A 26,471-nucleotide genomic window follows, 5' to 3' on the forward strand; every position below is an offset into this window, starting at 1 on the left:
CGGATCAGCGCGTACCACCGGCCGGTTCTGGGGAGGACCATCGTGGACTTTTCGCTCAGTGACGAGGAGAAGGCGGTCCGGGAGACCGCCCGGACCTTCATCCGCAAGGAAGTGATGCCGCTCGAGCAGGAGGTGCTGCGCCGCGAACGCGCCCACGAGCACGGGCTGCGCCTCGACGAGCTGCGCGAGCTGCAGACCAAGGCGCGGGCGTTCGGCTTCTGGGGTCTGGCGACCCCGGAGGAATACGGCGGTATGGACCTGCCGGCCGTCATGCAGTCGCTGATCTGGACCGAGATCGGCCGCTCCTGGGTGCCGTTCCGGTTCGGTGGCGAGGCCGACAACATCCTGTTCTTCGCCAACGACGAGCAGAAGGCCGAGTTCCTCCGCCCCACCATCGAGGGCGACCGGATCTCCTGCTTCGCGATCACCGAGCCCGGTGCCGGCTCGGACGCCGCCAACATCCGGATGACCGCGCGCCGCGACGGTGACGACTGGATCCTCGACGGCGAGAAGACCTTCATCACCAACGGCAACGACGCCGATTTCGCGATCGTGGTGGCGGTGTCGGACCGTGACCAGGACGTACGCGCCGGCGGCAGCACCGCCTTCCTCGTCGACCGCTCGATGGGCTGGCGTTCGGAGTTCATCCAGACGATGGGCGAGGGCGGGCCGGCGTCGCTGGTCTTCGACTCCGTCCGCGTCCCGGGGCGCAACGTGCTCGGGGAGGTAGGGCAGGGCTTCGCGCTCGGCATGCAGTGGATCGGCAAGGGTCGCTACATCATCCCGTCGCACGCGGTCGGCGTCGCCGAGCGCGCCCTGCGGATGGCGATCGACCACGCCAACACGCGCGAGACGTTCGGCAAGCCGCTGGCCACCAACCAGGCGATCCAGTGGATGATCGCCGACTCCGAGACCGAGCTCGAGGCCGCGCGCTGGCTGATCCTGCGCGCGGCGTGGACGGTCGACCAGGGCGCCGACGCCCGGCACGCCTCGTCGATGTCCAAGCTGTACGGCGCCCGTATGGTCAACGACGTCGTCGACCGCGTGCTCCAGATCCACGGCGGCATGGGCTACACCCGCGAGCTGCCGATCGAACGCTGGTACCGGCAGATGCGCCTGCTCCGCATCTTCGAAGGCACCGACGAGATGCAGCGCCTGATCATCTCCCGTGACCTGCTCCGCGGCTTCACCGAAATCGGAGGACACCTGGCATGAAGCGTGAGTTCGCATCCGTCGACGAGCTGGCCGCCGCCGTGGGCGAGACTCTCGGCCCCGGCGAGTGGTTCGAGGTCGACCAGTCCCGGGTCAACCTGTTCGCCGACGCCACGGACGACCACCAGTGGATCCACGTCGACCCGGAACGCGCCGCCGCCGGCCCGTTCGGCGGCCCGGTGGCGCACGGCTTCTTGACCCTGTCGCTGCTGCCGTCCCTGGTCGGCGACCTCTACACGGTCAAGGGCACCCGGATGGGCGTCAACTACGGCCTCAACCGAGTCCGCTTCCCGGCCCCGGTCCGCGTCGGCACGTCCGTCCGGGTCCACGCCGAGATCGCCTCGGTCGACCCGGTCCAGGGCGGCGTCCAGCTCGTCGCCAAGGTCACCGTCGAGAACAACGCGAGCGAGAAGCCCGTCTGCGTCGCCGAGACGGTAAGCCGCCTCTACGTCTGACCGACAGCTCAGACCCGCGCCACCCCCGCCACGCCGGGGGTGGCGCGAGCACAGCAGCCCGACCCTCCGCGACCACGATCACAACGACGCGGCTCGTGAGGGGGCTGCGTTGCGATGAGCGACGGCGGCCGAAGTCCGAACGCGTTCGAGAGCAGATCCGCATCGGTCGTCGCGACGCGTGGGCTTCGCCGTCTGCTGTGACTCGGGCGCGGGCACCAACTCCGCGACGTCGCGGTTCTCAACGACCTGGGTCTGGTTCCGGGGCAGCCGGCTGGTGCGCTGGAGGATTGCGCCCGGCCAGGGCGCGACTCGCGGAGGTGCCCTTCCCCGGCGATCCTGGCCGTCGACCGCGGTCCGCGAGATCGCCCTTCGGTTTGTGCAGGCGACCAACCCTCGGTTCGAGCGGCATTCTCCGTTGCCTTTGGATCATCTCGACATAGTTCGATTGCTCGATGTCTCAAGCGAAGTTGATCGAGAACAATTCGGTCCGAGCGCTGGAGCACCACGTAGGGCACGAACCTACCCCGTCGAGTCATCGCATCCGGAGGAAACGTATGCACGTGAGTCGCCCGAAGGTTCTACTCGGCACCACCATGGCGGTGGTGCTGACGTCGTCGATTATCGGTGGTGCCCCCGCCGCCGCACGTGCGGCTGATGCCGACCTCGCCCCGCTGGCCGGGCCGGCCGCTATGGCCGCCCCAGCGGACCTGGGCCAGGTGGGAGCCGAGCTACTCGACGGCCTGGCCCCTTCGACGCACGGCGGCGTTCACATCGACTCAGCGGATCGCTCGATCACGCTCATGGTCACGGCCGGCGCCAGCGCCACCGCGGTTGGTGCCCGCGCGGCGCGGATCAACCGACCCGGCGTGACGGTCAAGGTCAAGAAGGTCGACCGGAGCCGGGAGGTGCTCGAGCATCTCCGTGACGACGGAGTGTGGAACAACCTCCCGGCCGATCTCGCGGGGCAGGTGACCAAAACGCAGATCGACACACTCGACAATCGAGTTGTGGTGGAGGTCGCCAACCCGACGAGAGAAGTCCGACGGTCGTTGAAGAAACGCTTCGGGGACGCCGTCTCCGTCCGGGCCGGCTCCGCGCGCACCGCGATGACCCGTTACGACGACTTCTCGCCGTACTTCGGAGCGGATCGAATCTTGATGCGTTTCCCGAACGGGCAGCACTACGGGGCCTGCACCGCTGGATTCGGCGCGACGTACGCGGGAACTCAGGTAATGGTCACCGCAGGTCACTGCGCGCCGTACGGCAACATGGCCACGCCGACGTCGGTCACCAACGGCCGAATGAACGGCGAGAATGGTTGCACTGCGGTCGGCGGCTGTAGCACCGCTCCGATCGGCTCCTTCGGTAACGTCTGGCAGACCCGCATGCGTACCCACGACACGCAGGCGCAAGCCAACGCCGGCCCCCTGAGCGTCGATCTCGCCTTGATCGCCACACTGACCGTTCCGACGATCTGGCGTGCGGACTCAGACAACCTGACCAGCCCGGTTCTGAGTTTCCCCGGCGCCGCTACCCTTCCCAGCCAGAGTGGGGCGGTCATCTGCCACTCTGGCGCGACGTCGTCGGGAGACTGCGGGTTCTCCCTGCAGGCCGAGATCGCCACCGTGACGATCGACCTTGATCCTGGCGCGCCGGGACGGTGGGCCCGGTTCCAGAACTGGGATGCCGTTTCGACGAACCGACAGGTCTGTGGCGGCGACTCGGGCGGCCCGGTCTATACGCAATTGGGCAGCGGAGTTTCAATGATGGGCGTCGTCAGCACGGGGTGGGGGCCGGTCGCGGGAACTGTCAAGGGGCAGCCGTGCAACCGCAATCTCGGCTTCGTCTTCTGGGGCCAGGGTCGGGCGGTCTTCCCCAACTACACGCCACGGATCCAGTGACTCTCGACCGCGCTTCCAGGTAGGGGATCGGCCTGCTTCGAGGACGCGCCTCGGAGCAGGCCCTCTCCGTTACCGGCCAGCACCGGAGCGATCCTCAGCGGTCGCCTGCGATGTAGTGGCTCATCGCGGTCCGTTCGGACTCCAGCTCGTCGATCCGGTTCTTGACGACATCGCCGATGCTGACGATGCCGACCAGCCGGCTCTCGTGCACCACCGGCAGATGGCGGATGCGGCGCTCGGTCATCAGCCGCATCAGGTCCTCGAGCTCGGCGTCCGGACCCAACGAGTAGACGTCGCTCGTGTGGATCGCGGCCACCGGTCCGAACAGGGCCGCCTCGCCCTGCGCGGCCAGCGCACGCACGACGTCACGCTCACTGGCGATCCCGTCGACCGTGGTGCCGTCCCGCGACACCACGACCGCGCCGATCCGGTGTTCGGCCAGCACCTCGAGCAGGCGCCGAACACTCGTATCGGGGGTCACGGTGATGACGTTGCTGCCCTTGACACGGAGCACATCGCTGATTCGCATGCGGTCTCCCGAAACGTTCGACGGCGTTGCCATGCGGCCAAACCGACGGTTAAGCCCCCATCAGGGCCCGATGCGGTCAATCCCCGCGCCCCACCCCGAACAGGCTAGCGTCTTCCGCTGGTTTCACCAGCCGGCCAATGCCTGGTCAGTCATCATTTCCATCTTGCGACTTCGACCCGGTCCGAAGTCAACCCTCGACGACCCTGCGGGCAGGACTCGACTTCGTCACCGGGATCGTCATCGACTGGAACGCTGCCGTTGTCCACAGGCGAAATCGAAGATCCCAAAACTTAACGTACGACTGTCAGACTGACCGCATGTACGACTTCGACGTGCTTGTGCTGGGGTCGGGGCCTGGCGGACAGAAGGCGGCGATCGCGGCGGCGAAGTTGGGCCGGCGGGTCGGGGTGATTGAACGCGACAACATGATCGGCGGCGTGTGCATCAACACGGGCACCATTCCGTCGAAGACGTTGCGCGAGGCGGTGCTCTATCTGACAGGTCTGAGCCAACGGGAGATGTACGGGCAGAACTACCGGGTCAAGGAAGACATCACGGTCGCGGATCTCGCGGCGCGCACACAGCACGTCATCGGCCGTGAGATCGACGTGATCCGCAACCAGCTCACCCGCAACCGGGTCTCGCTGCTCAGCGGCTTCGGCAAGTTCGCCGATCCCAACACCCTGACCGTCACCGACTCGCGGGGCCGCGAGTCACACGCCAGCGCGGCCAAGGTCGTCATCGCCTCCGGCACCAGGCCGGCGCGGCCGAGCACGGTCGACTTCGACGAACGCACGATCATCGACTCCGACGGCATCATCAACCTCGAACGCGTGCCGCGGTCCATGGTGGTCGTCGGCGCGGGTGTGATCGGCATCGAGTACGCGTCGATGTTCGCCGCCCTGGGCACCAAGGTCACCGTCGTCGAGCGCCGCGACCGGATGCTCGAGTTCTGCGACCTGGAGGTCATCGAGGCGCTGAAATACCACCTACGCGACCTGGCGGTCACCTTCCGCTTCGGCGAGTCGGTCGCGTCGGTCGAGCGCTACGCCGAGGGGGCCGTCGCGGTGCTGGAGAGCGGCAAGAAGATCGCCGCCGACACCGTGATGTACTCCGCCGGCCGCCAGGGCACCGCGCCCGAGCTTGAGCTGGCCGCCGCAGGCCTGTCCTCGGACGCGCGCGGCCGCCTCTCGGTCGACGAGCATTTCCGCACGTCGGTCCCGCACATCTACGCGGTGGGCGACGTGATCGGCTTCCCGGCCCTCGCGTCCACGTCGATGGAACAGGGCCGCCTGGCCGCGCACCACGCCTGCGACGAGCCGGCCCGGGCGATGCCGGCGCTGCAGCCGATCGGCATCTACACGATTCCCGAGATCAGCTTCATCGGCCGCACCGAAGACGAGCTCACCGAAGCCAAGGTCCCGTTCGAGGTCGGCATGGCCCGCTACCGCGAACTGGCCCGAGGCCAGATCATCGGCGACTCCTACGGCATGCTCAAGCTCCTGGTCGCCCCGGACGACGGCCGCTTGCTAGGCGTCCACATCTTCGGCACGGGCGCGACCGAGCTCGTCCACATCGGCCAGGCCGTGATGGGCTGCAACGGCACGGTCGACTACCTGGTCGACGCGGTCTTCAACTACCCGACCTTGGCCGAGGCCTACAAGGTCGCGGCCCTGGACGCAATGAACAAGATGCGCCACCTGTCGCGCCTCCAATGACCGCGGCGGCGGGGATGGATCTCATCCCCGTGGCCCGGGCGTTCATTCGATTCGCCCGGGCCAGCCGCGGCATGCCCGCTGGCCCGGGTAAGACAGGAGGCAACGCGCCCCGCGGCGGGCATGGCGGGGCCAGCCCGAGGTGAGCTTGGCCGGCGTCGCGGTCTGCGGCGGGCCGGGGGCACGTTCTTCTTCTGCGGTGACGGTGGCGAGGAGATGACGTCCTCGGCAAGCAGGTCGGGAACCTCCATCGCGGCGAAGAGCGAGCTGATCAGAGTCAGTACGGCGGTCACCCCTGAAGCCGTGCCGACCATTGTCCTAGGACGCCTTGCGGGAAGTGATCGCTGTCGAGCAGCGCGGTGCCGCGTGCGGGCCCCGGGGCCGGCATCAGCAGCGGTGGTGAGCACGCCACGGAAATGCGTTGCTGGGGTGGACGCCCGCCTTTACCTTGGATGCAGACGTTCGAGGACGACCGAGGAGCTCGACATGTTGTGGCAGCCCATTTCGCAACCGCGGCGGTTCAGGCCGTGCGGTTTCGTGGGCGTGCCCTTCGCCGGGCTATCCATCGATCCCTTCGTCGGCGAGAAGCGCCCCGGGCGGCGGCCGACGTAAGCGCTCACTGACGCGCTGACGCCGCCCATCCGGACAGGATCGGGCGGCGTTTTTTGTTCTCTTGAGAACTCCATAGTGGATGACGTGAGACAACCCTCGGCGGGCGGCCGCGGGATTCGGGAACGACCGGCTTGGTGACCGGACCTGCTTTGGGTGCAGGAAGCGCGGGGTTCGATTCCCCGGTTCCCGACGTGTTGATGGGGCTGTAGCTCAGCCGGGGAGAGCGTCGGTTCGGCAGACCGAAGGCCGCGGGTTCGAGTCCCGCCTGCTCCACCAACGACCGGTCCGCCTGCACGCACTGTGATCAGCGACGGGAGGGCGTTGCCCGAACGCCCGTGGTCACCTGTATCCGACTACCGCGCCGGGGTGAGGACGTCGACGGGCCGGTGCCCCAGGCGCAGCGACTCCGCGAGCTCGTCACGCCGACGCAGCGCCGCGCGCCAGCCCACGACCTCTGCGATGGTCCTCTCGCCGTTGACTGCCGTCGCCTCCACCGTCCAGGGCCGGCGGAACAGCACTCGCCCTACAAGCGTCACGACCAGCAGCACGAGCACGATCATGAGGTCGATGGCGATCAGTAGCAGCGGAAGCAGCACCCACCAGAACAGCGCGGCGGCAGCGATGAGCGCGAAGAAGACAAGCACGATGACGATGATCGCGTCGCCAAGGTCGAAGCCGTCCGACCCGCCCCCGCTCCCGCCCGAACCCGACGTTGCCGCGTCACCGATCCGCAAGGCGCCGTCGACGACATCACCGGAACTGCCATCCCGGTTGTTCTTTCGCTTACGGCGCCAGCCGCCGAAGCGTCGGGCGAGCGCTCGCCAGCGTGGTTCCCAGACCACCCGCACCGTCCACCGTGTGTCGTCGGGAGCCACTACCTGAACACTTCTCACGGCGACAAGATATCTGCCGGCACCAAGGTGCGGGCTCAGCGGCGCAGAGCGGTCTCGCGCCGCAAACGCGACAACCTCAGCGGATTGCGTACGGAGTAGAGATCAGTGACGAGGCGTACCGCCAGGACGGTGTCGAGCTCCATGAGCAGTGCCGGATAGCCGTTCACCTGTGCCAGCCGCAGCGACCTCGCGGCAAGGTTGGTCAGCGCTGCGGTCAGCACGCTAGCCACCGCGTCGGCCCCGACAGCGGGCGTCAGCGCGGCCTGCGCGGCTCCGCCACCATCCGCGGCAACCCGTTCCGGGCCAGGCGGGCCGCCAAACATCGGCACCCGCGCCATGATCGGCTACAAGCGCCGGACCCGGACGGGTGTGACGGTTACGAACTGGCCCTGAGCTGCTGGACTGCGGTTCGGATCCTGCTGCCACATTGGATCCGCTCCACGCCCGTCGAGCTCGGTTGGTCGAGCGTCCGGTTGAAGCCCGGAAGGTCGCTGGTTCGAATCCAGCGGCGGGCACGTTCGTCGGCGACCCACCCCGCATCTCGCCGAGCAGGCAACCGGCCGCCGGCCGGTCCCGAGCGGATCGAGCCGAACGCCGCGCCGACGCGGCGAGTCCAGCGCGGCTCGAGCCGAACCCGGATCTCGCCGAGCAGGCAGCCGGGAGCCGGCCGCCGGCCGGACCCGAGCGACTCGAGCCGAACCAGAAACGCCGCGTCGACGTGGCGAGTCCAGGTTCATCGCGGTTGACCGACATTCCGGGTTACGGCGCTGGCGTCCGTGGCCGCGCTTTGGACGCGGAGCCCGCAGGTTCGATTCCTGCACCCGGAGCGGATCCGCACCAGCGTCCCGAGAGAGCAAAGCGCCGCCATGACTCCCGCTAGCTCATCGGACAGCCCGGCGCGGTCCTAACACGACGGCTCGAATCCCCGGCGGGAGACCAGCAAAAACATGAGCGGCGCGGTGGGTCGCGGCCGTCGTGGCCGGGGAGTACACCCACTGGTGATCCAGCAACCACCGGGGGAGCACCTTTGTCGCATCATCTCGACTCCGACCTCGCGCGGCAGGACAGCCGGCTTGATCTGACCGACCAGTATGTGTTCCGGGGCACTAGCGGCACCGTGCTCGTCATGAACGTGAACAGCACCATTCTCGGCGACGACTACCGGGAGGGGTTCCATCCGGAAGCCCGCTACGAGTTCAAGGTGCACCTCGACGGCCACGCCGTCGAGGACCTGACCTACCGGGTCACTTTCGGGCCCGTCGAGAACGGCCGCCAGGCCGTGACGCTGTGGACCCTGACCGACAAGGACGCCGAAGACGACGCCGCGATCGGCCAGCAGGTCGCTCAGGGACGCACCGGCGAGACGATCTCCGGACCAGACGGCCTGAAGATGTGGGCCGGCAAGGTCCGCGAGCCGTTCTACAACGACCTCACCCTCCTGCCTGCCCTGGCCGCGGCGGTGCAGAACGGCACCCGGCCCGACCTCGGGAAATGGCGCCCGGACCAGGCGAAGAACGCCTTCGAGACGGTCAACGTCAACTCGATCGTGCTGGAGATCCCCGACGGCGGGCCGCTGCGACCAGGGCGCGACATCGCCGTCTGGACCGTCACCAAGCTCGCCACCGACGCGGGCGGCTGGCAGCAGGTCAACCGGCAGGCGACTCCGATGCTCTGGCCGCTGATCCGGACCGCCCATCGCGACTGGGCCATCGCCGCCAACCGGGCTCATCCCCAGAACGACGTCCGCGACGATGGCGCGCGGCTCGCCGGCATCATCGCCGCCGTGGTCGAGGCCAGCGGGACGGCGCAGGATCCGGCGGCCTACGGCAAGACCTTGGTCAAAAGGCTTCTACCGGACCTGATGCCGTACTCGGTCGGCACCAAAGCCAGTTTCGCCCTCGCCGGCGTCAACGGCCGCAACCTGGCCGACAACGCCGTCGAGGTCATGTTCAGCCTGGTCTTCAACGCGGCGATCCCGCTGGGCCTGCGCCCCGAGCAGACGGCGGCGACCCGGAGCGCCGACTTCCCCTACGTCGTACCAATATCATCCTAGGACGGGCTAGGCGATGTGCCGAACTGGGCAAGGCTGGTAAGACTTTGGGGATGGGCATCGTCTCACCGGGGTTCTTCGGCCGCAGAGGGTCCGGGGACACCAAACTGCCGCCTGGGCAGTACCAGACGCGCGACTTTCCCGTCCTCTCCGCCGGCCCGACGCCGCGGGTCGATCTCGACCGCTGGCAGTTCACCGTCAGCACCGAGACCGGGCAGCGCAAACAGTGGTCCTGGCAGGAGCTGACCAGCCTGCCGAGCGAGGACATCACCACCGACATCCACTGCGTGACCAAATGGTCGAAGTTCGGCACCCACTGGAAGGGCGTGCCGGTCGAGACGCTGCTCACCGACATCGAGACCGCGGCCGACTACGTGATGGCGCACTCGTATGGCGGCTACACCACGAACCTCCCGCTGGAGGACCTGCTCAACGGGCAGGCGTGGGTGGCCTACCAATATGACGGCGAGCCGCTGGCGCCCGAGCACGGTGGCCCGGCCCGGCTCCTCGTACCCCACCTGTATTTCTGGAAGTCCGCCAAGTGGGTCAACGGCCTCGAGCTGATGCTCGCCGACGAACCGGGCTTCTGGGAGACCGCCGGCTACCACGATTACGGGGACCCATGGCGCGAGCAGCGGTACCAAGGCGACTGACCGGCGGCCGGCTGCTGTGGCGGGTCGCCACGCTGACCGATCGCCGCCGGGAGTCCGCGACAGCGAGCACGCTGGTGTTCGACGTGCCTGACTGGCCCGGCCACCTGCCGGGGCAGCACGTCGACGTCAAACTCACGGCCGAGGACGGCTATTCGACCGAGCGCTCCTACTCGATCGCCAACCCGCAGGACGGCGACCGGGTCGAGCTCACCATCCAGGCGGTGCACGACGGGGAGGTGTCCCCGTATCTGCTGGAGGGCATGAACGTCGGCGACCCGATCGAGATCCGCGGGCCGATCGGCGGCTGGTTCGTCTGGCGGGACACCGACACCGACCCGGTCGTGCTGATCGGCGGCGGCTCCGGCGTCGTGCCGCTCATGGCGATGGTCCGCGCCCGCGCCGAGGCGCGCAGCCGGGTGCCGTTCCGCCTGATCTACTCGGTGCGCACGCCGGAGGACATGCTCTACGCCGCCGAGCTCAGAACACGGTTGCGGGACGACATGGGGCTCGACATCGCGTACGCGTACACGCGTGAGGCCCCGCCCGAATGGCCCGGCGAGGTGGGCCGGCTCAAGCTCGCGTCCGTCGCGACCCACGGCTGGCCGCCGGACCTGCAACCGGCGTGCTTCGTCTGCGGGCCGACCGGCTTCGTGGAGGCCGTGGCCGACATCCTCGTCGCACAGGGCCACGACCCGCGCAAGGTCAAGACCGAGCGCTTCGGTCCTAGCGGCACCTAACCAGGGGAGAGCCCCATGTCTGACCTGTACACCGACGGCAACGCCATGGCCGGGCCGCTCACCGAGATCTTCTCGGTCGACATGTCGATGGCGAAGGGCACCTGTGCCTCCTGCGGAGACCAGGGCATGCTCGCCCAGCTACACGTGTACGACCACGCGCCCGGCATGGTCGCCCGCTGCCCGAACTGTCAGGAAGTGAACATGCGCCTGGTCCGGGGTCCGGATCGCGCCTGGCTCGACCTGCGCGGCATGGTCGCGCTCGAAATACCGCTGGCGGCGCCCACCGATCGGGCGTGAAGGGCCGTACGATCGGCGTGATTGGTGGGTGAGCACGCGTTGAAGCAAGGCGAGGTGTGGACGATCGGCCAGCGCGCCGATCTGCGCTACCGCGTAGTGGTCCTCTCCTCTGAAGCCCACAACGACCGGCCCAGCGCCGCACCGTTCTGCGCGCCGGTCGTCCGCCAGCGCGGCTCCGCCGACGACCTGCCGCCGTTCGCGATCGCCCTCGCCGAGACCGACCCGATCTCCGGCGTCGTCGTCCTCAACCGGATGCGCCGCCTGCCCGCCAGCATCGGCGCCGAACGCCTCGGCCTGCTCACCGGCGCCAGCATGGCGAAAATCAACGCCAGCCTGCGGGAACTCTTCGATCTTTAGAACCTTCTTGCCCGGGTTCGTCGGCGGCACGACCGTCGCTCCCGCCGGGGAAATCGACGCTTCGCGTCGAGCCAGGTCCGCTGTGACAAAGGCGAAAACCGGTCGTGCGGGGGAGCCGGGACGGGTTTACTGACCGGCGAATCTGTAGCTCGATCGAGGAGTGTCGTTTGTCGGACATCCGTGCCGTCGTCGAAGGAGCCGGTTCGCCGGTCGTACTCATGCACAACGGGGTCTCGGACCACCACTGTTGGGATCGGGTAGCCGCCGGGCTGGCCGAGCAGCACACCGTCATCCGCTATGACATGCGCGGGTTCGGGCAGACCCCGGCCGCGAGCGCGGGCTTCCGGCACCGCGACGACCTCGCCGCGGCGCTCGACTCGCTCGGCGTGCAGCGGACCGCGGTCGTGGGCAACTCGCTCGGCGGCTACGTCGCGCTGGAGTTCGCCACGCGCTGGCCGGAGCGGGTCTCGCACCTGGGGATGCTCGCCGCGCCGCTGGGCGGCTGGGACTGGAGCCCGGTGGTCCGCGACTACGGCGCCGCCGAGGGCAAGCTGCTCGAAGCCGGCGACCTCGACGCGGCCTTGGCGCTGAACCTCGACATGTGGGTGCGCGGCCCGGACCGCGAATGGACGCCCGAACTGCGGGCGATGGGCGCCGAGCTAGCCCCGGCGATGCGGATCGCGCTGGCCAACCAGACCGAGAACGAGTCGTTCGAGCTGCCCGACGACACCGCCCTGCCATCGACGCTGCTCGACCTGATCCAGGTTCCGGCGCTGGTCGCGGTGGGTGACGCCGACGCGCCCGACTTCGTGGAGATCGCCCGCACGGTCGCCGGGGGCATCGCCGGCGCCCGGCTGCTGGAGCTCGCCGGGGTGGCACACATCCTGCCCGTCGAATGCCCGGAACAGATCACCGCGGAGATCGGCGAACTGCTGGCCCGGTGAGCGTGGCCACGGTGGGCTCGGCGTGTCATGCCATGGCCGATATAGTGGCACGGCCAATGATCAGGGGGTTGGTCCGCGCGCCCGCCGCGTTCGTTCGCGGCCGCCGGTGGCGGGCGGCACTGCCTAGCCAGTGCCAAACAGGCCCGTCGCGGTGGAGGAGGCAGCGGTGTCGAGTACGCCCGCCGTCGCGTCGGATCGTGTCCTCACCCTGCCCAATCTGATCAGTTTCCTGCGCCTCGTGGGCGTCCCGATCTTCCTCTGGCTGATGCTCGGGCCGCACCACGACGTCGCGGCTGTCATCGTGTTGGCGGTCGGCGGCAGCAGCGACTGGATCGACGGCTGGGTCGCCCGCCGGCTCGGCCAGGTCAGCCGGCTCGGTGAGCTGCTCGACCCCCTGGCCGACCGGCTCTACATCCTCGCGGTCCTGGTCGCCTTCACCTGGCGCGAGATCGTCCCCTGGGAGTTCACCGCCGCCCTGGTAGCCCGCGAGCTGATGATGATCGTCTGTCTCGCGGTGCTCCGGCGCAACGGGTTCGGCCCGCCGCAGGTGCACTACCTGGGCAAGACGGCCACCTTCATCCTCCTCGCCGCGTTCCCGGTGCTGCTGCTGGCGAAGGCGGTCCCGGCCATCGAGACCGGCGCCGCCGCGGCCGGCTGGGGCCTGGCCTGGTGGGGCATCGTCCTCTACTGGATCGCCGGTTTCCTCTACGTCGGCCAGGCGTCCCGCGTCATCCGCGCGGGCCGGGCGGAGAGTGCCGCTGCCGCCCGCACGGGGGAGCCGGCATGACCGAGCGGGCGGACAAGCCGCCCCAGCGGCGGTGGATGTCGCCGGACTTCCTCTCCGAACTGTTCAGCAACCCCCTCGATCCCGGGTACGCGGACGCGGCCGCCCGCCGTGCGAAGTCCGGCCCGCCGACCGGCTGGCGGCAGTCCACCCGGCGGACTGCCGCGGTGCTGGTGGCCGGGCTGATCGGCCTGCTGTTCGCGGTCGCCTACCGGCAGACGATGGCCGACGAGCCGCGCCGCAGCCAGGCCCGGGCCGACCTGGTCAGCCAGATCAAGGCGCGCCAGGAGACCACCGACAACCTGCGCGGCCAGGCCGACCGGCTGCGTGACGAGGTGGCCCGCGAGCGCGACGCCGCGCTCGGCGCCAACCAGGCCGCCCAGCGCCGCGAGACCGAGGCGGCCACCGGACTGCGCCGGGTCACCGGGGACGGCCTCATCGTCCGGCTGACCGACGCCGCGGACGCCGCCGAGGACGGTGGCGAGCACGAGCTCGGCCGGATCTTCGACCGCGACCTGCAGCTCGTGACCAACGCCCTGTGGGCGTCCGGCGCCGAGGCGATCGCGGTCAACGACCAGCGGCTGACCGCGACCTCGACGATCCGCAAGGCCGGCGGCGCGATCCTGGTCGACTTCCGGCCGGTGACCAGCCCGTACGAGATCCGCGTGATCGGCCCCGGGAACCTTGAGGACCGGTTCAACGACAGCGCGGCGGCCGCCCTGATGCGTAAGGTCGCCGACGTCGAGCACATCGGGTTCGACACGCACCGGGAAGACGACCTGAACCTGCCCGCGGCCACCGAGCCGACGCTCAACTACGCGACCCGTCCGGCGCCGCCCAGCGCGACACCGACGCCCGTGACATCCTCCTCGAGCCCGTCCGGAGGCGGCTAGATGATCCCCGTACTCGCCCTCGTCGTGGGTGTCGTCCTCGGTCTGGTGTTCGGCCCGACCGTGCCCGGCTGGCTGGAGCCGTACCTGCCGATCGCGGTGGTCGCGGCCCTGGACGCGGTCTTCGGCGGCGTCCGTGCCAAGCTCGACGGCATCTTCGACGACCAGCAGTTCGTCATCTCGTTCATCTCGAACGTGCTGGTCGCCGCACTGATCGTCTACCTCGGCGACCAGCTCGGCGTGGGCGGCCAACTGTCCACCGGCGTCGTGGTCGTGCTCGGCGTGCGCATCTTCGGCAACGTGGCCGCCATCCGTCGACACCTGTTCCGGGCCTGACGCGGGAGGACCGAAGACGATGACCGACGACCCGCGCGAAAGCAGCGGCACCGAGCCCACCTCCGACGAGCCGACCCGGGCCTTGTCTCCTGAGCCGGCCAAGCCGGCCCGCCGCCCGACCCCCGGCCGTTCCGCCGCGCCCCGGCCCGCACCCGCTCCGGCCCCGGATTTGACGGAGGCCGACCAAGGCCCCGACGAGGAGACGGTGCGGCTCTCCCCGGTCACCGACGGCACAAACGGGGAGCCGTCCCCGCCCAAGGTCGACCCCGCACCGAGCGACACCGGTGCGGCCGAGGAGACGGTGGCCCTGCCCCAGACCGAGCGCTCCTCCGGGGTTACGGACGCTCCGTCGCGCGTATCAGATGACGATCCTGATTCTGAGGATCTTGACCCTCCGCCCGCTGCGACACGCAAGAAGCGCAGCACTGCTGGTGTGATCATTCTCGTGTTGTTGGCTCTGCTGGGGTTCACGCTCGCGATCCAGTTGGGCGGCAAGTCCGGCGACTCCGACCTGGCCGCCATGCGCGAGGACGACCTCGTGCGGCTCCAGTCCGACCTCCAGGCCCAGGAGGACCGTCTCCAGCGCGAGATCGCCTCCCTGCAGGACAGCCAGCGCCAGCTCCAGTCCGGCGCCCAGGGCCGCACCGCGGCGCTGGAGGAGGCCACCAAGCGGGCCGACGAGCTCGCCATCCTCGCCGGCACCGTGAAGGCGCAGGGTCCCGGGCTGACGATCCGGTTCGTCGCCGGTCCACAGGCGATCGCGGCGTCCGACATCCTCAACGCGGTGCAGGAGCTACGCGGCGCGGACGCGGAGGCGATGCAGATCGCCGGCGCGGACGGCACGCTCGTGCGGATCGTCGCGAGCACCTACTTCATCGACGCCGAGGGTGCGCTCGAGGTGTCCGGCAAGCGGCTGACCGGCCCGTACACGATCACCGTCATCGGAGATCCGCCGACGATGCGCACCGCGCTCAACATTCCGGACGGGCTGGTGCCGTCGATCAAAGCGGACGGCGGTAACGTGATCGTCGACGAGCACGACACGGTCGACGTCACGGCCATCGCCGCGCCTGTCGATCTCGAGCACGCCAAACCAGTCAGCTGACGACGAAGGAACCTCAGTGATCCCTGACGACCTGCGATACACCGCCGAGCACGAGTGGGTGCGCGGTGGCGACGGTCCGGTGCGGGTGGGCATCACCCACTTCGCGCAGGACTCCCTGGGCGACATCGTCTACGTCCAGCTTCCCGAGCAGGGCGCGCAGGTCTCCGCCGGTGACTCCTTCGGCGAGGTCGAGTCCACCAAGAGTGTCTCCGAGATCTACGCTCCTATCTCTGGGACCGTCGTCGGGCGCAACGACAAGCTCGTCGACGAACCAGAGACGATCAACGCGGACCCGTACGGGGAGGGCTGGTTGGTGGAGATCGACCCCAGCGACCCCGCGGCGTTGGACGCCCTGCTGACCGCAGACGCCTACCGCGAGCTCACCGAGGGCTGATCAAGCCTTCTCGACAGCACAGATGTGCCCGCGCGTCCGGTTGACCCTGGATTTCAGGGCTGGCTAGGCTCGCGAAGTTGTTTTTGACTTGTTCCAAGCTGCTGCCCACTGGCGGCCGGGGTGTCCGGCGCCGCTGCGAAAAGATCCGTGAGGTGGACCGATGACGCGCCCCGACGACGAGTTTCCCCCACTCGACGTCACGTCGACGCTCAACCTGGGCTCGCTCGACGAAGTGCTGGAGGGCCCCGACGCAGACGTCGTGCCCGGCCGCATGTCGGGCTCGCTGCCGCCGGGAATGGCCTTGCTGGTCGTCCGGCGCGGGCCCAACGCCGGAGCGCGGTTCCTGTTGGACCACGACGTGACCACGAGCGGCCGGCACCCCGACAGTGACATCTTCCTCGACGACGTGACGGTCTCCCGTCGCCATGCCGAGTTCCACCGCGACGGCGGCACGTTCACCGTGCGCGACGTGGGCAGCCTGAACGGCACCTACGTCAACCGCGAACGGGTCGAAGCGGCGACACTCAGCAACGGCGACGAGGTGCAGATCGGCAAGTTCCGACTGGTGTTCATCGCCGGGCCACGCCCCGACGAGGAGTCCGCGCGCGGCTAGGGAGTGGGGCGACGCGTGACCGAACGTGCCACGGGCGCGGCGGCCGGCGCCGACCCGCGCACGCTACCGCGCATGAGCATCGGCGAAGTCCTGGCGGAGTTGCGCCCGGAGTTCCCCGATACCACCATCTCCAAGCTGCGCTTCCTCGAGGCCGAAGGCCTCGTGGAGCCCCAGCGCACGGCGGCCGGCTACCGCAAGTACAGCTGGCGCGACGTGGACCGGTTGCGCTTCGTGCTGTCCGCGCAGCGCGACCGGTACCTGCCGCTGCGGGTGATCCGGGACGAGCTCGAGGCCCGGGACAGCGGTGATGACGTGGCGCCGCGCCGGCCTGTGCTGGTCGCGGTGCCCGACGAGCCGTCCGCCGCGCCTCCGGCCGACGCCCTGGTGCGCCGGGCGGAGCTGGTCGAGCGGACCGGCATCGACCCGGGCAGCCTGGCCGAGCTCGAGGACATGGGCATGATCACCCAGCGCACCCCCGGCTGGTACGACGCGGACGCGCTGGTGATCGCCGCGGCGGTGGCCGGCCTGGTGTCGTATGGGCTCGAGGTGCGGCACCTGCGCACGTACAAGGCGGCGGCCGACCGTGAGGTCGGTCTCTTCGCCCAACTGGTGGGCCCGCTGGCCCGGCAGAAGGACCCGGCGGCCCGCGCCCGGGCGGCGGCGGCCGCCCAGGAGCTGACCGGACTGGCCCAGCAACTGCGCGCGGCGCTGGTTCGGGCCGGTTTGCGCGACACCCTGGGTCGTTGACGCGCGGGCCGGACTGCCGCACCGTCACGCAGATCACGTAGGCTCGAAGCCGGTTCCCCCTCGGCACCGACGGCGCGTGCGGGACGCACTCCGCTCGCGCGTGTACCGTGCAAGGAAGGGGCCGGAAACGGTACTGGGACGACGACAACGACACGGAGGCGCAGTGCGTGAGCTGAGCGTGGTCGGGGTTCGGGTCGAGTTGCCCAGCAACCAGCCGATTGTGCTGCTCCGAGAGGTCGAGGGCGACCGCTACCTGCCGATCTGGATCGGTGCGGTGGAGGCGACGGCGATCGCCTACGAGCAGCAGGGCGTGAAGCCCGCCCGGCCGCTAACCCATGATCTTCTCCGCGACGTGCTGGCCGCGCTCAAGCAGCCGCTCAACGCCGTGGAGATCGTCGAGCTCAAGGAAAACGTCTTCTACGCGGACCTTTTGATCGGCGACAACAACCTGCGGATCTCCGCCCGGCCGAGCGACTCGATCGCCCTGGCCCTGCGGGTGGGTGCGCCGATCCGGTGCGCCGAGCAGGTCCTCTCCGAGGCCGGCATCGTCATCCCTGACGAGCAGGAAGACGAGGTGGAGAAGTTCCGGGAGTTCCTGGAGCAGGTCCGCCCTGAGGACTTCGCGGGCTGAGTCGCCCTGAGGACTTCGCGGGCTGAGCGTGGTTCTGAGCGTTGCTCGGGTGATGTCCTCAGATCGCGGCGTGTCGGCGCAAAGCCTGCGCCCCGCTGCCCGATCTGAGCTATAGGGTTGGCGCTGTTGACGGGTGCGCGTACCGGCACGACGCGGCACCCCGCTGGCGGGGAGGTAGCCACATGCCCGACCCACGTGATCCTGATCCTGCGGGTAGATCCAACGCCGACGCGGCGCAGGCCCCAACGGACGATGACTCCGTCGGCTACCGAGGCGTAACCGCCTGCCACGCGGTCGGCATCAGCTACCGCCAGCTCGACTACTGGGCTCGCACGACGCTGGTCGTGCCGAGCGTGCGCGACGCGTCCGGGTCCGGCACGCAGCGCCTCTACTCGTTCCGGGACCTCGTCGTCCTCAAGGTGGTCAAGCGCCTCCTGGACGCCGGCGTCTCGCTCCAGAACATCCGCAAGGCGATCGAGACGCTGCGCTCGCACGGCGTCGACGATCTTGCCGGGATCACGCTGATCTCCGACGGCACGACGGTCTACGAGTGCCGTTCGCCGGAGGAGGTCGTCGACCTGCTCCAGGGCGGCCAGGGCGTCTTCGGCATCGCGATCGGCGGTGCGTTCAAGGAGATCCAGGGCTCGCTGTCACACCTGCCCGCGGAGCCCGCCGAGCCGGCTCCCGCCGAGGACCCGGCCGACGACGCACCGAGCGGCGACGAGCTCGCAGCCCGCCGCGCCCGCCGCCGCGCCGGCTGACCGAAAATACTTAGCCCTTGCGCTAAGTATTTTGGGCGGCAATACTTAGCTTCATGGCACAGTATGCGGCCGAGCTCGACGGTGTGTTCGTCGCCCTGGCCGACCCGACCCGGCGCGGCGTCGTCCGGCGGCTCGGCCGGGGACCCACGAGCGTGGGAGACCTGGCGCGCGAGTTCCCGATGACACTCCCGTCGTTCATGAAACACGTGCGCACTCTCGAGACCACCGGGTTGATCCACACGGTCAAGGCCGGCCGCGTACGCACCTGCGTGCTCAACCGCGACCGCCTCGCGCTCGTGGACGACTGGCTCGCCGAACAGCGCGGGATCTGGGAAGGCCGCACCGATCGGCTGGCCAGCCTGCTCACGGAGGAGGACCAACCATGACCGATGCGGAGCTCGACCTGACGCTGGACCGGGTGATCCGGGCACCGCGGGCCGCTGTCTGGCGCGCCTGGACCGACCCGGCCCGCTTCGAGCGCTGGTGGGTGCCGGCGCCGGCCGTGTGTCGCGTCGACCGGCTGGAGGTGCGGCCGGGCGGGGCCTTCGTGACCCGTTTCAGCGAGCCCGGCGGCGTGCTCGCACCGCACATGGACGCCACCTTCCTGGTCGTCGACGACCAGGAACGGATCGTGTTCACCAACGCGGTCGACAGCGCCTGGCGCCCCGCCGCTCCGGAACCGGTCGCGATGACCGCCGAGATCACCCTCGCTGACCACCCGGACGGCACCGACTACCGGATCGTCGTCCGGCACGGCGACCCGGCGGCCCGCGCCCGGCACGCGGAGCTCGGCTTCCTTGACGGCTGGGGCACGGTCACCGCACAGCTCGCGGCGGTGGTGGAATGAGGATCGCGCTGACCGAGTTCGTCTCGCTCGACGGCGTCAGCCAGGGTCCCGGCTCGCCCGACGAGGACACCACAGGCGGCTTCACCCGCGGCGGCTGGCTGACCCCGCACCTGGACGGGCGGTTCGTCGAGGCGGCCGCACACTGGCTCTCGCTGGCCGACGGCCTGCTGCTCGGGCGCCGTACCTACGAGGAGTTCGCCGCCGCCTGGCCGCAGATCACCGACCCGGCCGACCCGTTCACGGAGCGGATGAACGGGCTGCCGAAGTACGTCGTGACCGACACGCTCGCGACGGCGGCCTGGCAACCCGCGACGCTGCTGCGGTTCGAGGACGTCGCGACGCTCAAGGACCGACCCGGACGTGAGCTGCAGATCCACGGCAGCGCCCGGCTCGGCAAGGCCCTGCTCGCGGCGGGCCTGGTCGACACGGTACGGCTCGTGGTCGCCCCGACCGTCGTCGGCACGGGCCGCCGCCTGCTCGACCACCCGGGCCGGCCGGTCGGCCTGCGCCTGGTGTCCCACGAGGCCACCGCGACGGGCGTGCTGCTCCTGGAGTACGAACCCACGGGCGCTGCGCCCGTCGGGGAGTACGCCGGCGTCGCGGCAGTCGGCTAGGACGGCGTTAGCAAGGGACCCTTCCTATGCGGAAAGCGTTAACAAGGGTCCCTTGCTTACCGCACCGCCCCGGACGTCTTGCTCGCGATCAGGCTGCTGGTGTCGACCACCTCGAAGTCGCTGCCCGTCAACGACTTCAGGGCGCGCAGGGCGTCGTTGTCCCAGTGGCTGTCGGGCGCGCCGGAGATGTACCAGGCCGAGCCGTGGTCCGCGACGATCACGCCGTACCGCTTCATCGCCTCCGCGACGATCCGCGCCTGCTTGGGCATCGATCCGGTGCCGACCGACGACTTGAGCCGCAGCCGCTGGCCGAGCTGGGGGAGGTTCGCGTCGGTGGCCGACGAGGCGGAGTGGGTGGCCGGCCAGGTGAAGCCGGTGCGGGTCTTCGGCACGGTGATCCGGATCGCGTGGTCGATCCGCCCGGTCGCGACCTCCTCGTAGCGGACCAGCCCGGCGAAGATCGAGAGGCCGGACGCGTCCGCCGAGGTCCAGCCGGCCGGCCGCAGCTTGTTGGACCGCAGGTCGAACACCGCGCCCGAGCCGGCCTTCCAGCCACTGCCCCGCGGGTACGCCGAGAACAGCTCGTAGACCTTGCACGCCGCCTTGTCGAACGCGATCACGTGCCGGTCACCGTCGGCCTGCGGGCCGCCCTCGACCTTCGCGTTGGCCGGGATCGGATACGGCCCGCGGTCGCTCTCGTCGGCGTACTCGAACTCGACCGAGATCTTCTTCTGCCCGGCCGGCACGGTGGTCACCGGTATCCCGATCGGCGCGCCCTCGTAGTCGCCAGAGCCGAAGTCGGGGTGCATCGCCGAGGACGCCCCGATGCTCGCCACCATGGCCGTCGAGCGGGCGTGCACGGGCAGCTTGGTCACGTCGGCCCGCCAGACGTTGTCGGCCGGCAGCGCGCCGTTGCAGCTCTTGGCCGGGGCCTTCGTCGGCGTCGCGGTGGGACGGGGTCCGTGGCCGAGCGCGTCGGTGCCGCCGGCGGGGGAGGCACTCGCACCGGCACCCGCCGAAGCGCCGGCGGGCGGCGCGGGGTCACTGCCGCATCCGGCCAACAGCGCCAGGAAACCGACAATCGCCACGGTACGGAAGGGAGCGCGCACCCGCGCATCCTGCCAGGGCGCTGATCAGTTGGCGAGGGCGTCCTGCACGCCGGTCTCCCGCGGCCCGAGAAACACCGGGTCCCGCCGGGTCGCGACGTCCCAGGCCGCCTTGACGCCGGCGAGCTGCTCGCGGAAGGCGCCCCAGTCCCAGGCCCGCTCGAACCGCTTCACCGTCTCGTCGCCGACGCCGACCGCGTCGATGCCGGCGTCCCGGCACAGCGCCACTGCCCGGTCGATGTGGAAGCCCTGGGTCACCACGATCATGCGGTCGACACCGAAGATCTTCTTGGCGCGTACGCACGAGTCGTAGGTGTCGAAACCGGCATGGTCCTGCACGACCTTGCGCTCCGGCACGCCCCGCTCGACCAACCACCGGCTCATCGCGCCCGGCTCGTCGTAGTGGAACTCCCGATGGTCACCGGAGACCAGCACCGCGCCCACCGTGCCGGCGGCGTAGAGCTGCCGGGCCAGGTCGAGCCGGGCGGCCAGGAACGGCGACGGTGTCCCGTCGGGATAGACCTGCGCGCCCAGCACCATGACGACCGGGGCCGCCGGCACCGAGTCGAGCGCAAAGACGTGGCCGCGGGCGCCCGCCCGCAGCCAGAGACCGGTGCCGACGACCGCGGCGGGCACGGCGACCACCACCGCGACCGCGGTGATCAGGAAGGCGCGCAGCCAGCGGCGCCTTTTCCGGGGTGGCGGCGACTCGGGTGTGGACACCGCCCCATTGTCGATCATCGCCGCCACCCCTGGCGCGGGCTCAGGCCGGGTTGGTGAGCGCCCCGTCGATCGCGTCGAGCTCACCGGCGGAGAGGGCCAGGTTGTCCAGCGCGCCGATGTTGTCCTCGAGCTGCCGGACGCTGCTCGCGCCGATGATCAGGCTGGTCATCCGCTCGTCGCGCAGCGCCCACGCCAGGGCGAGCTGGGCGAGGGTCTGGCCGCGCTCCTGGGCGATCAGGTTGAGCTCGCGGACGACCCGCATCGTCTGCTCGTCGAGCGCGCTCTCCTTGAGGAAGCCGCCGGTGGCCACCCGCGAGTCGGCGGGCACGCCGTCGAGGTAGCGGTTGGTCAGCAGGCCCTGCTGGAGCGGGCTGTAGGCGATGCAGCCCGCGCCGGCCTCGGCCAGGGTGTCGAGCAGGCTGTCGCGCTCGATCCAGCGGTTCATCATCGAGTACGAGGGCTGGTGCAGCAGCAACGGCGTGCCCAGGTCGCGCAGGATCTTCGCCGCCTCGGCGGTCTGGGCCGAGCTGTAGTTCGAGATCGCGACGTAGAGGGCGCGCCCCGACCGGACCGCGTAGTCGAGGGCCGTCATCGACTCTTCCAGCGGGGTGTCCGGGTCGGGCCGGTGGTGGTAGAACACGTCGACGTAGTCGAGGCCCATCCGCTTCAGGGACTGGTCCAGCGACGCGATCAGGCCCTTGCGGGAGCCCCATTCGCCGTACGGCCCGGGCCACATCAGGTAGCCGGCCTTGGTCGAGATGATCATCTCGTCGCGGTACGGCTTGAGGTCGCGGGCCATGATCCGGCCGAAGTTCTCCTCGGCGGAGCCGGGCGGCGGGCCGTAGTTGTTGGCCAGGTCGAAGTGGGTCACACCGAGGTCGAAGGCGCGGCGGCAGATGTCGGCCATGCGCTCGATGGGGCGCTCGTGGCCGAAGTTGTGCCAGAGACCCAGGGAGACAGCGGGGAGCCGGACCCCACTGCGGCCGGCCCGGCGGTAGGTCATCGAGTCGTAACGGTCATCGGCAGCGAGGTAGGTCACGGCTCGACAGCTTAGGTGAAGAGACCTCACGCACGCCGTTGCCCATTTGGATCATCAACACTGGTAGCGTTTGCGGTGCCGAACCATCCGCGTGGGAGAGTTCGCCGGCCTTCGGGTCGGACGGCGCCGAAGGGGCAAATCCTCCCCGGAACCTCTCAGGCAAAAGGACTGCGCGGACATGGCGACTCTGGAGGACCCGTTTCGGGTACGACAGAGGGGGAGGTTGCTTGCCGACCTCGTCCCTCGCCCCTCCAGGAGTTCCCGCCGATGAACACGTTCGCAGACCGCCACATCGGGCCGGACCGCGACAGCGAACGCCGGATGCTCGACCAGGTCGGCTACGGCACCGTCGATGAGTTGATGGACGCCGCGATCCCCGAGGTGATCCGCTGGCACGGCGGGCTCAACCTGCCGCCGGCCGCGTCCGAGGCCGAGGTGATCGCCGAGCTCCGCGCTCTCGCCGACCGCAACACCGTCAACGTCTCGATGATCGGCCTCGGCTACTACGGCACCCACACGCCGGCCGTGATCCGCCGCAACGTGCTGGAGAGCCCCGCCTGGTACACGGCCTACACGCCGTACCAGCCGGAGATCAGCCAGGGCCGGCTCGAGGCGCTGCTCAACTTCCAGACGATGATCGCCGACCTGACCGGTCTGACCACGGCCAACTCGTCGATGCTCGACGAGGGCACCGCGGCCGCCGAGGCGATGACGCTGGCCCGCCGCTCGTCCAAGAGCGGATCGCCCGTGTACGTCGTCGACGCCGACACGTTGCCGCAGACCCTGGCCGTGATCGAGGGGCGGGCCGAGCCGCTGGGCATCATCGTCCAGGTGCGCGACCTGTCCGCCGGCGCGTCCGCGCTGCCCGCGGACTTCTTCGGGCTCCACCTGCAGTACCCGGGTGCGTCCGGCGTCGTCCTGGACCACGCCGACCTGGTCACCGCCGCCCACGAGGTCGGCGCGCTGGTCACCGTCGCGGCCGACCTGCTGGCGCTGACCCTGCTGCGGTCGCCGGGCGAGATCGGGGCCGACATCGCCGCCGGCACGACCCAGCGCTTCGGTGTGCCCATGGGCTTCGGTGGCCCGCACGCCGGCTACCTCGCGGTCCGCAAGGGTCTCGAGCGGACGTTGCCCGGCCGGCTGGTCGGAGTCTCCCGCGACGCTGACGGCGCACCGGCTTACCGGCTCGCGCTCCAGACCCGCGAGCAGCACATCCGCCGCGAGAAGGCGACCAGCAACATCTGCACCGCGCAGGTGCTGCTGGCCGTGATCGCCAGCATGTACGCGGTCTACCACGGCCCCGACGGGCTGCGGGACATCGCCCGGCGCACCCACGCGCGCGCCGCCAAGCTGGCCGCCGGTCTGCGGGCCGGCGGGGTGACGGTCTCATCGGAGGCGTTCTTCGACACCGTGACCGTCTCGGTGCCGGGTCGGGCTGCCGCCGTCGTGGCCGCCGCGGCCGCGCAGGGCGTCAACCTGCGCCAGGTCGACGCCGACCGGGTCGGCATCGCGTGCGACGAGACCACGACCGACGCGCACCTGGTCCTGGTCTGGAAGGCGTTCGGCGTACCCGCGTACACCGGTGCCGTTGAAGCGGCCCTGCCGGACGCGCTCGCGCGTACCTCCGACTTCCTGACCCACCCGGTGTTCCACGCCCACCGGTCGGAGACGGCGATGCTGCGCTACCTGCGCCGGCTCTCCGACCTCGACTACGCGCTGGACCGCGGCATGATCCCGCTGGGCTCCTGCACGATGAAGCTCAACGCGACCACCGAGATGGAGCCGATCAGCTGGCCGGAGTTCGCCAACATCCACCCGCACGCGCCGGCCGCGCAGACCTCCGGTTACCGCGAGCTGATCACGTCGCTGGAGAGCTGGCTGGCCGAGGTGACCGGCTACGACGCGGTCTCGGTGCAGCCCAACGCCGGTTCGCAGGGTGAGCTGGCCGGCCTGCTGGCGATCCGCGGCTACCACCGCTCGCGCGGCGGCCACGACCGCGACGTCTGCCTGATCCCGTCGTCGGCGCACGGCACCAACGCCGCGTCCGCGGTGATGGCCGGCATGCGGGTGGTCGTGGTGGCCTGCGACGAGAACGGCAACGTCGACCTGGTCGACCTCGACGCCAAGATCGAGCAGCACGCCTCCCGGCTGGCCGCGATCATGGTCACCTACCCGTCGACGCACGGCGTCTACGAGACCGGGATCGCCTCCCTGTGCGCGAAGGTGCACGACGCGGGCGGCCAGGTCTACGTCGACGGCGCCAACCTCAACGCGCTGGTCGGCTTCGCCAAGCCCGGCCGGTTCGGCGCCGACGTGTCGCACCTGAACCTGCACAAGACGTTCTGCATCCCGCACGGCGGCGGCGGTCCGGGTGTCGGCCCGATCGGCGTACGCGGTCACCTGGCCCCGTTCCTGCCCGGCGACCCGCTGGGCGCGACGGCGTCCCGCACCTCGCACTCGGCCCGCGCCGGCGGCACGGCCGGTGGGGCGGCGGTGTCAGCGGCACGGCACGGTTCGGCGGGCATCCTGCCGATCCCGTGGGCGTACCTGCGGATGATGGGCGCCGAGGGCCTGACCCGGGCGACCGGCGCGGCGGTGCTGGCGGCCAACTACGTGGCGGCGCGGCTGCGGGAGCACTACCCGGTGCTCTACAGCGGCAACAAGGGCCTGGTGGCCCACGAGTGCATTCTCGACCTGCGGCCGCTGACCAAGGCCACCGGTGTCACGGTGGACGACGTCGCCAAGCGGCTGATCGACTACGGCTTCCACGCGCCGACGATGTCGTTCCCCGTCGCCGGGACGCTGATGGTGGAGCCGACCGAGAGCGAGGACCTGGCGGAGCTCGACCGGTTCTGCGACGCGATGATCGCCATCCGGGGCGAGATCGAGAGCGTCGGTTCGGGTACGTGGCCCCGCGACGACAACCCGCTCGCCAACGCGCCGCACACGGCGTCGATGGTGTCGGGCGACGAGTGGTCGCACGCGTACCCGCGCTCGGTGGCGGCTTATCCGTTCGGTGTCTCTCGGGTCGGCAAGTACTGGGCGCCGGTCCGCCGGATCGACGGTGCGTTCGGCGACCGCAACCTGGTCTGCGCGTGCCCGCCGCCGGAGGCGTTCGAATAAGGGCGCGCTTCACCCTTGGTCCGCGGGGGCCGGGCGGGGCGGGGGTGAGGTGAGCGACGGTGCTCGGATGGGGGAACCGGCTGGGTTCCCCCAGGCCGGCGGCTTACGATCTAGGCCGCGAGGACGGCGTGGCGGGCGGGCCCGCGGTGGGGGGCGATGCTGCTGCCGTCGGGCAGGAGCTCGCCAGTGTCCTCGAAGAGGATGACGCCGTTGCAGAGCAGGCTCCAGCCCTGCTCCGGGAAAGCAGCCACAGCCCTGGCGGCGTCGCGGTCCATCGCTTCAGCGGTGGGGCAGTGCGGTTGGTGCTGGCACATCGGGTTCTCCGGACGATGGGGGTGCTGTGTCATGGTTCACATGACCAGTGACGGAGGCTACTCCCTCAACGGGGGCACCTACGAGCAAG

At 70.0% G+C, this 26,471-nt stretch carries 30 protein-coding genes, 4 tRNA genes and 1 riboswitch; of the genes, 27 read left to right on the forward strand and 7 right to left on the reverse strand.

All coding sequences use genetic code 11. The features are described from left to right. The first annotated feature begins 42 nt into the window (after positions 1-42). From BLV39_RS25595 to BLV39_RS25605, 3 genes are all read left to right on the forward strand, one after another. On the forward strand, positions 43-1,215 hold the full coding sequence (locus tag BLV39_RS25595; protein ID WP_090800578.1) for an acyl-CoA dehydrogenase family protein: 1,173 nt from the start codon (positions 43-45) through the stop codon (positions 1,213-1,215). Continuing rightward, a complete protein-coding gene (locus tag BLV39_RS25600; protein ID WP_090798419.1) occupies positions 1,212-1,667 on the forward strand; it encodes a MaoC family dehydratase in 456 nt (151 codons plus the stop codon). The genes BLV39_RS25595 and BLV39_RS25600 overlap by 4 nt, the downstream gene beginning before the upstream one ends. A 560-nt stretch (positions 1,668-2,227) precedes the next feature. Then, complete coding sequence (locus BLV39_RS25605) at positions 2,228-3,568, forward strand: chymotrypsin family serine protease (RefSeq protein ID WP_143049882.1); 1,341 nt, start codon at positions 2,228-2,230, stop codon at positions 3,566-3,568. Between the two features lie 94 nt (positions 3,569-3,662). Here BLV39_RS25605 and BLV39_RS25610 read toward each other — a convergent pair whose 3' ends face one another. After that, positions 3,663-4,097, reverse strand: a complete 435-nt coding sequence (locus BLV39_RS25610; RefSeq protein ID WP_090798423.1) for a CBS domain-containing protein — start codon at positions 4,095-4,097, stop codon at positions 3,663-3,665. Positions 4,098-4,414: 317 nt separating this feature from the next. On the opposite strand from BLV39_RS25610, the gene sthA reads away from it, so the two are divergent. The 3 genes from sthA to BLV39_RS25625 all read left to right on the forward strand — a co-directional run bounded on the left by sthA (position 4,415) and on the right by BLV39_RS25625 (position 6,700). After that, on the forward strand, positions 4,415-5,815 hold the full coding sequence (gene sthA, locus BLV39_RS25615) for a Si-specific NAD(P)(+) transhydrogenase (RefSeq protein ID WP_090798425.1): 1,401 nt from the start codon (positions 4,415-4,417) through the stop codon (positions 5,813-5,815). Between the two features lie 726 nt (positions 5,816-6,541). After that, a tRNA-Pro gene (locus tag BLV39_RS43130) sits at positions 6,542-6,614 on the forward strand. A 9-nt stretch (positions 6,615-6,623) separates the two neighbouring features. Further along, a tRNA-Ala gene (locus BLV39_RS25625) sits at positions 6,624-6,700 on the forward strand. Positions 6,701-6,777: 77 nt separating this feature from the next. On the opposite strand, the gene BLV39_RS25630 is transcribed toward BLV39_RS25625, so the two are convergent. Both BLV39_RS25630 and BLV39_RS25635 read right to left on the reverse strand, forming a co-directional pair. After that, positions 6,778-7,317, reverse strand: coding sequence for a hypothetical protein (locus BLV39_RS25630; RefSeq protein WP_143049883.1), 540 nt, complete (start codon positions 7,315-7,317; stop codon positions 6,778-6,780). 35 nt (positions 7,318-7,352) lie between these two features. Beyond that, positions 7,353-7,646, reverse strand: a complete 294-nt coding sequence (locus BLV39_RS25635; RefSeq protein ID WP_176985077.1) for a hypothetical protein — start codon at positions 7,644-7,646, stop codon at positions 7,353-7,355. Positions 7,647-7,759: 113 nt separating this feature from the next. On the opposite strand from BLV39_RS25635, the gene BLV39_RS25640 reads away from it, so the two are divergent. From BLV39_RS25640 to BLV39_RS25730, 20 genes are all read left to right on the forward strand, one after another. Beyond that, positions 7,760-7,832, forward strand: a tRNA-Phe gene (locus tag BLV39_RS25640). A 238-nt stretch (positions 7,833-8,070) separates the two neighbouring features. Next, positions 8,071-8,144, forward strand: a tRNA-Gln gene (locus BLV39_RS43135). Positions 8,145-8,344: 200 nt separating this feature from the next. After that, the gene (locus BLV39_RS25645; RefSeq protein WP_090798433.1) at positions 8,345-9,370 is read left to right on the forward strand and encodes a DUF4331 family protein; all 1,026 of its coding nucleotides are present in this window, start codon (positions 8,345-8,347) and stop codon (positions 9,368-9,370) included. Positions 9,371-9,420: 50 nt separating this feature from the next. Next, a complete protein-coding gene (locus BLV39_RS25650; RefSeq protein ID WP_090798435.1) occupies positions 9,421-10,020 on the forward strand; it encodes a sulfite oxidase-like oxidoreductase in 600 nt (199 codons plus the stop codon). Beyond that, positions 9,990-10,757, forward strand: a complete 768-nt coding sequence (locus BLV39_RS25655; RefSeq protein WP_090798437.1) for a ferredoxin reductase — start codon at positions 9,990-9,992, stop codon at positions 10,755-10,757. The genes BLV39_RS25650 and BLV39_RS25655 overlap by 31 nt, the downstream gene beginning before the upstream one ends. Before the next feature lie 15 nt (positions 10,758-10,772). Continuing rightward, on the forward strand, positions 10,773-11,054 hold the full coding sequence (locus tag BLV39_RS25660; RefSeq protein ID WP_090798439.1) for a DUF6510 family protein: 282 nt from the start codon (positions 10,773-10,775) through the stop codon (positions 11,052-11,054). 24 nt (positions 11,055-11,078) lie between these two features. After that, positions 11,079-11,411, forward strand: coding sequence for a type II toxin-antitoxin system PemK/MazF family toxin (locus BLV39_RS25665; RefSeq protein WP_239083474.1), 333 nt, complete (start codon positions 11,079-11,081; stop codon positions 11,409-11,411). A gap of 167 nt (positions 11,412-11,578) precedes the next feature. Next, entirely contained in the window at positions 11,579-12,355 is a 777-nt protein-coding gene (locus tag BLV39_RS25670) for an alpha/beta fold hydrolase (protein ID WP_090798441.1), read from the forward strand. Positions 12,356-12,521: 166 nt separating this feature from the next. Then, on the forward strand, positions 12,522-13,142 hold the full coding sequence (gene clsA / locus BLV39_RS25675; protein ID WP_239083473.1) for a cardiolipin synthase ClsA: 621 nt from the start codon (positions 12,522-12,524) through the stop codon (positions 13,140-13,142). Further along, positions 13,139-14,032: a DUF881 domain-containing protein gene (locus BLV39_RS25680; protein WP_090798447.1), complete on the forward strand. Its 894-nt coding sequence runs from the start codon at positions 13,139-13,141 to the stop codon at positions 14,030-14,032. Before clsA ends, BLV39_RS25680 begins: the two co-directional genes overlap by 4 nt. Beyond that, complete coding sequence (locus BLV39_RS25685) at positions 14,033-14,365, forward strand: small basic family protein (RefSeq protein ID WP_089243522.1); 333 nt, start codon at positions 14,033-14,035, stop codon at positions 14,363-14,365. 19 nt (positions 14,366-14,384) lie between these two features. After that, a complete protein-coding gene (locus BLV39_RS25690; protein ID WP_090798449.1) occupies positions 14,385-15,470 on the forward strand; it encodes a DUF881 domain-containing protein in 1,086 nt (361 codons plus the stop codon). 16 nt (positions 15,471-15,486) lie between these two features. Continuing rightward, positions 15,487-15,864 carry a glycine cleavage system protein GcvH gene (gene gcvH / locus BLV39_RS25695; protein ID WP_090798451.1) on the forward strand — a complete coding sequence of 126 codons (378 nt, stop codon included), beginning with the start codon at positions 15,487-15,489 and terminating at the stop codon, positions 15,862-15,864. Between the two features lie 160 nt (positions 15,865-16,024). Continuing rightward, positions 16,025-16,477 carry an oxoglutarate dehydrogenase inhibitor Odhl gene (gene odhI, locus BLV39_RS25700; RefSeq protein ID WP_089243529.1) on the forward strand — a complete coding sequence of 151 codons (453 nt, stop codon included), beginning with the start codon at positions 16,025-16,027 and terminating at the stop codon, positions 16,475-16,477. 72 nt (positions 16,478-16,549) lie between these two features. Next, positions 16,550-17,224, forward strand: coding sequence for a transcriptional regulator FtsR (ftsR, locus tag BLV39_RS25705; RefSeq protein ID WP_090800584.1), 675 nt, complete (start codon positions 16,550-16,552; stop codon positions 17,222-17,224). 163 nt (positions 17,225-17,387) lie between these two features. Beyond that, entirely contained in the window at positions 17,388-17,855 is a 468-nt protein-coding gene (locus BLV39_RS25710) for a bifunctional nuclease family protein (protein WP_089243531.1), read from the forward strand. 182 nt (positions 17,856-18,037) lie between these two features. After that, on the forward strand, positions 18,038-18,616 hold the full coding sequence (locus BLV39_RS25715) for a MerR family transcriptional regulator (protein WP_090798453.1): 579 nt from the start codon (positions 18,038-18,040) through the stop codon (positions 18,614-18,616). A gap of 53 nt (positions 18,617-18,669) precedes the next feature. Further along, positions 18,670-19,002, forward strand: coding sequence for an ArsR/SmtB family transcription factor (locus tag BLV39_RS25720; protein WP_090798455.1), 333 nt, complete (start codon positions 18,670-18,672; stop codon positions 19,000-19,002). Further along, on the forward strand, positions 18,999-19,463 hold the full coding sequence (locus BLV39_RS25725) for an SRPBCC domain-containing protein (protein WP_090798457.1): 465 nt from the start codon (positions 18,999-19,001) through the stop codon (positions 19,461-19,463). The genes BLV39_RS25720 and BLV39_RS25725 overlap by 4 nt, the downstream gene beginning before the upstream one ends. Continuing rightward, positions 19,460-20,077, forward strand: a complete 618-nt coding sequence (locus BLV39_RS25730; protein ID WP_090798459.1) for a dihydrofolate reductase family protein — start codon at positions 19,460-19,462, stop codon at positions 20,075-20,077. Before BLV39_RS25725 ends, BLV39_RS25730 begins: the two co-directional genes overlap by 4 nt. A gap of 56 nt (positions 20,078-20,133) precedes the next feature. Here BLV39_RS25730 and BLV39_RS25735 read toward each other — a convergent pair whose 3' ends face one another. The 3 genes from BLV39_RS25735 to mgrA are packed head-to-tail and all read right to left on the reverse strand — an operon-like array spanning position 20,134 to position 22,945. Beyond that, complete coding sequence (locus BLV39_RS25735; protein WP_090798461.1) at positions 20,134-21,186, reverse strand: hypothetical protein; 1,053 nt, start codon at positions 21,184-21,186, stop codon at positions 20,134-20,136. 24 nt (positions 21,187-21,210) lie between these two features. Next, on the reverse strand, positions 21,211-21,924 hold the full coding sequence (locus BLV39_RS25740; RefSeq protein ID WP_090800587.1) for a SanA/YdcF family protein: 714 nt from the start codon (positions 21,922-21,924) through the stop codon (positions 21,211-21,213). Positions 21,925-21,946: 22 nt separating this feature from the next. Then, on the reverse strand, positions 21,947-22,945 hold the full coding sequence (gene mgrA, locus BLV39_RS25745) for an L-glyceraldehyde 3-phosphate reductase (protein ID WP_090798463.1): 999 nt from the start codon (positions 22,943-22,945) through the stop codon (positions 21,947-21,949). A gap of 82 nt (positions 22,946-23,027) precedes the next feature. Continuing rightward, positions 23,028-23,126, forward strand: a riboswitch (glycine riboswitch). An 86-nt stretch (positions 23,127-23,212) separates the two neighbouring features. Between mgrA and gcvP the strand changes: the two genes are divergently transcribed. Further along, a complete protein-coding gene (gcvP, locus tag BLV39_RS25750; protein WP_090798465.1) occupies positions 23,213-26,068 on the forward strand; it encodes an aminomethyl-transferring glycine dehydrogenase in 2,856 nt (951 codons plus the stop codon). A gap of 110 nt (positions 26,069-26,178) precedes the next feature. On the opposite strand, the gene BLV39_RS25755 is transcribed toward gcvP, so the two are convergent. Beyond that, positions 26,179-26,382 (reverse strand): DUF5999 family protein, encoded by a 204-nt coding sequence (locus BLV39_RS25755; protein ID WP_090798467.1) that lies wholly within the window; start codon positions 26,380-26,382, stop codon positions 26,179-26,181. Between the last annotated feature and the right edge of the window lie 89 nt (positions 26,383-26,471).

The organism is Asanoa ishikariensis (genome assembly GCF_900107455.1).
In the GTDB taxonomy this organism is placed as follows: Bacteria; Actinomycetota; Actinomycetes; order Mycobacteriales; family Micromonosporaceae; genus Asanoa; species Asanoa ishikariensis.

What these genes read in the sequence shown, in the direction of transcription:
- BLV39_RS25600 (WP_090798419.1), top strand. Translation starts at nt 1,212, where the DNA reads ATGAAGCGTGAGTTCGCATCCGTCGACGAGCTGGCCGCCGCCGTGGGC.
- BLV39_RS25610 (WP_090798423.1), bottom strand. Translation starts at nt 4,097, where the DNA reads ATGCGAATCAGCGATGTGCTCCGTGTCAAGGGCAGCAACGTCATCACC.
- sthA (WP_090798425.1), top strand. Translation starts at nt 4,415, where the DNA reads ATGTACGACTTCGACGTGCTTGTGCTGGGGTCGGGGCCTGGCGGACAG.
- BLV39_RS25650 (WP_090798435.1), top strand. Translation starts at nt 9,421, where the DNA reads ATGGGCATCGTCTCACCGGGGTTCTTCGGCCGCAGAGGGTCCGGGGAC.
- BLV39_RS25655 (WP_090798437.1), top strand. Translation starts at nt 9,990, where the DNA reads ATGGCGCGAGCAGCGGTACCAAGGCGACTGACCGGCGGCCGGCTGCTG.
- BLV39_RS25660 (WP_090798439.1), top strand. Translation starts at nt 10,773, where the DNA reads ATGTCTGACCTGTACACCGACGGCAACGCCATGGCCGGGCCGCTCACC.
- BLV39_RS25680 (WP_090798447.1), top strand. Translation starts at nt 13,139, where the DNA reads ATGACCGAGCGGGCGGACAAGCCGCCCCAGCGGCGGTGGATGTCGCCG.
- BLV39_RS25685 (WP_089243522.1), top strand. Translation starts at nt 14,033, where the DNA reads ATGATCCCCGTACTCGCCCTCGTCGTGGGTGTCGTCCTCGGTCTGGTG.
- BLV39_RS25690 (WP_090798449.1), top strand. Translation starts at nt 14,385, where the DNA reads ATGACCGACGACCCGCGCGAAAGCAGCGGCACCGAGCCCACCTCCGAC.
- odhI (WP_089243529.1), top strand. Translation starts at nt 16,025, where the DNA reads ATGACGCGCCCCGACGACGAGTTTCCCCCACTCGACGTCACGTCGACG.
- ftsR (WP_090800584.1), top strand. Translation starts at nt 16,550, where the DNA reads ATGAGCATCGGCGAAGTCCTGGCGGAGTTGCGCCCGGAGTTCCCCGAT.
- BLV39_RS25715 (WP_090798453.1), top strand. Translation starts at nt 18,038, where the DNA reads ATGCCCGACCCACGTGATCCTGATCCTGCGGGTAGATCCAACGCCGAC.
- BLV39_RS25720 (WP_090798455.1), top strand. Translation starts at nt 18,670, where the DNA reads ATGGCACAGTATGCGGCCGAGCTCGACGGTGTGTTCGTCGCCCTGGCC.
- BLV39_RS25725 (WP_090798457.1), top strand. Translation starts at nt 18,999, where the DNA reads ATGACCGATGCGGAGCTCGACCTGACGCTGGACCGGGTGATCCGGGCA.
- BLV39_RS25730 (WP_090798459.1), top strand. Translation starts at nt 19,460, where the DNA reads ATGAGGATCGCGCTGACCGAGTTCGTCTCGCTCGACGGCGTCAGCCAG.
- BLV39_RS25740 (WP_090800587.1), bottom strand. Translation starts at nt 21,924, where the DNA reads ATGATCGACAATGGGGCGGTGTCCACACCCGAGTCGCCGCCACCCCGG.
- gcvP (WP_090798465.1), top strand. Translation starts at nt 23,213, where the DNA reads ATGAACACGTTCGCAGACCGCCACATCGGGCCGGACCGCGACAGCGAA.
- BLV39_RS25755 (WP_090798467.1), bottom strand. Translation starts at nt 26,382, where the DNA reads ATGTGCCAGCACCAACCGCACTGCCCCACCGCTGAAGCGATGGACCGC.